Annotated in this window: 3 protein-coding genes; 2 read left to right on the forward strand and 1 reads right to left on the reverse strand. The window is 64.9% G+C overall.

Annotated elements, in window-relative coordinates:
- Both WBB85_RS16950 and WBB85_RS16955 read left to right on the forward strand, forming a co-directional pair.
- The coding region (locus tag WBB85_RS16950) for an LOG family protein (RefSeq protein WP_432639774.1) at nucleotides 1-195 on the forward strand (195 nt) is incomplete at its 5' end.
- 153 nt (nucleotides 196-348) lie between these two features.
- Complete coding sequence (locus tag WBB85_RS16955) at nucleotides 349-978, forward strand: class I SAM-dependent DNA methyltransferase (RefSeq protein WP_432639775.1); 630 nt, start codon at nucleotides 349-351, stop codon at nucleotides 976-978.
- A gap of 2 nt (nucleotides 979-980) precedes the next feature.
- Here WBB85_RS16955 and WBB85_RS16960 read toward each other — a convergent pair whose 3' ends face one another.
- On the reverse strand, nucleotides 981-2,207 hold the full coding sequence (locus WBB85_RS16960) for an FAD-dependent monooxygenase (protein ID WP_432639776.1): 1,227 nt from the start codon (nucleotides 2,205-2,207) through the stop codon (nucleotides 981-983).
- Nucleotides 2,208-2,254: the final 47 nt, after the last annotated feature.

Raw genomic sequence — 2,254 nt, forward strand, 5'->3', positions numbered from 1 at the left:
ACCCTGATCCAGACCGGCCGCATGCGCCGCGTGCCGTTCCTGCTGTTCGGCAAGACGTTCTGGGAGAAGATCATCAACTGGGAGGCCTTGGCCGAGGCCGGGACAATCTCAGCCGAGGATCTGGACCTCTTCCGGTTTGTCGAGACTGCGGAAGAGGCGGTGAACATCATCACAGCCTGGAAGGACCCGCACTGAAGACGCCGGGGACGATTTTTCTGCGAAAAATCATCAAATTTTCGTCGAAAATTTGCTTTCGACGCCGATTGATTTGGCTTGTGACGGCTGACTGTTCTTTCAGATCTGCCAAAACGGCTTGACCCTGCGGGGTGCCCGTGTCCCGATCGGATCATGGCAGGGACCGAACACAATGTAGACGGCGCCTATGCGTTGAAAACGCCCGCGGACTCGGTGCGCTACTACCGCGACTGGGCCTCCAGCTATGATCGGGACTTCGCAGCGGCGATGGGGTATCGCAGCCCGGCCGTGGTGGCAGATGCCTTCGCGGCACTTGGCGGCAAGGGGCCCGTCCTCGATGTCGGCGCGGGAACCGGGCTGGTTGGCGAGGCGTTGGCAAGGGCAGGCATCGCCCCGGCCGATGGGCTCGACAATTCGGCCGACATGCTGGCGGTTGCGGCGGAAAAAGGCGTCTACTGCAGGACCATCACCGCCGACCTGACACATCCCCTGCCGCTGCCGGACAACACCTATTCAGGCTGCGTCAGCGCGGGCACCTTCACCACCGGCCATGTCGGGCCGGAGGCTTTTGCCGAATTGCTGCGGGTGGTGACACCTGGTGCGCTCTTCGTCGTCACGGTGCACAACGCCTTTTACGAAGCGGCGGGTTTTGCGCCTTACTTCGCCGGGCTCGCGGACCGGATCGCAGGGTTCCGCACCGAGCCGTTCGAGATCTACGGGGCGGGGGCCGAAGGCGATCACAGCGGCGATCGTGGCTGGATCGTCAGCTTCTGCAAGGTCTGAGATTAGAGCGGCTTTCCCGTCAGGAGGCGCGCCGGTTTGCCAGCGATGCCGGCCGCCTGCCTGATGAAGGCACGGCGCAGGCCGGGCAGATTGCCGACGATCCCCATGCCGATATCGCGTGCCGCACGCAGAACCGCATTGTCGTTTGAAAACAGACGGTTAACTTCATCCATCCCCAGTGCGAGCGCTGTCGAGTCGAAGCGCCGCCAGCTCTGATACCGTTCCAGCACATCGCCCGCACCGATATCCTCACCGCGTCGATGCGCCTCGACCAGCACTTCGGCCAGCGCGCCCACGTCACGGAACCCGAGGTTCAGCCCCTGTCCGGCAATCGGATGCACGCCATGCGCCGCATCGCCCACCAAAGCGAGGCGCGGCGCGGTGTAGCTGTTGGCGAGCGTCAGGTTCAGGGGATAGGTGAAGCGTCCACCCGCCAGTTCGATCCGGCCAAGAAAATCGCCGAAGCGCGGGCGCAGGACCGCCAGGAACCCCTCGTCGTCCAAGGCGGCGATGGCCTTCGCGGTATCTTCGGTCTCGCTCCAGACGATTGAGGAGCGGTTGCCCTTCAGCGGCAGGATCGCGAGTGGCCCCGTGGGCATGAAGAACTGATGCGCGATGCCGTCATGCGGGCGTTCGTGGGCCACCGCGCAGACGAGCGCGGTCTGGCCGTAACCCCAGCCGGTGCGGGTGATCCCCGCGCGTTCAGCCGTGCCCGACTGCCGTCCGTCGCATCCTGCCAAAACACGCCCGGACAACTGCCGACCGTCAGACAGAGTCACCGTGACCCCCGCCGGTCCCGCCTTCTGCGCCGTCACGGTCGTCGCGGGCAGATGGGTCAGACCCGGTTCCGCCTCCATCGCGGCAAGGAAGGCTGCGTAAAGGTGCCGGTCCTCGACCATGAAGCCCATCGGGCCGTCCTCGATCTCGGCGGCCTCGAAATGCAGGAAGAACGGGGCAGGCCCTTCGCCGGGCCGCCCATCGCTGGTCTTGATCTCCAGCATCGGCTGGGCGTCACCCGCGATCCGGTCCCAGACATCAATGGCGGTCAGAAGCCGTTTTGAGGCGATGGCCAGCGCATAGGCCCGCCCATCAAAATTCGCCTCCGCCCGGGCCCGGGCGGGCTGGGCGTCGATCACGGTCACCTTCATTCCGGCCCGGGCCAGCGCAAGGCCCAAAGCCGGGCCATTCAGCCCGCCGCCGGTGATGATGACATCGGTACCGTAGGTCATGCCCCAATTATCCGCGTCGCCACATGCTTGTCCATGCGTGACAATGT

Source organism: Albidovulum sp., assembly GCF_049646345.1.
In the GTDB taxonomy this organism is placed as follows: Bacteria; Pseudomonadota; Alphaproteobacteria; order Rhodobacterales; family Rhodobacteraceae; genus Albidovulum.

Coding starts and splice junctions, on each gene's coding strand:
- WBB85_RS16955 (WP_432639775.1), top strand. CDS start 349: ATGGCAGGGACCGAACACAATGTAGACGGCGCCTATGCGTTGAAAACG.
- WBB85_RS16960 (WP_432639776.1), bottom strand. CDS start 2,207: ATGACCTACGGTACCGATGTCATCATCACCGGCGGCGGGCTGAATGGC.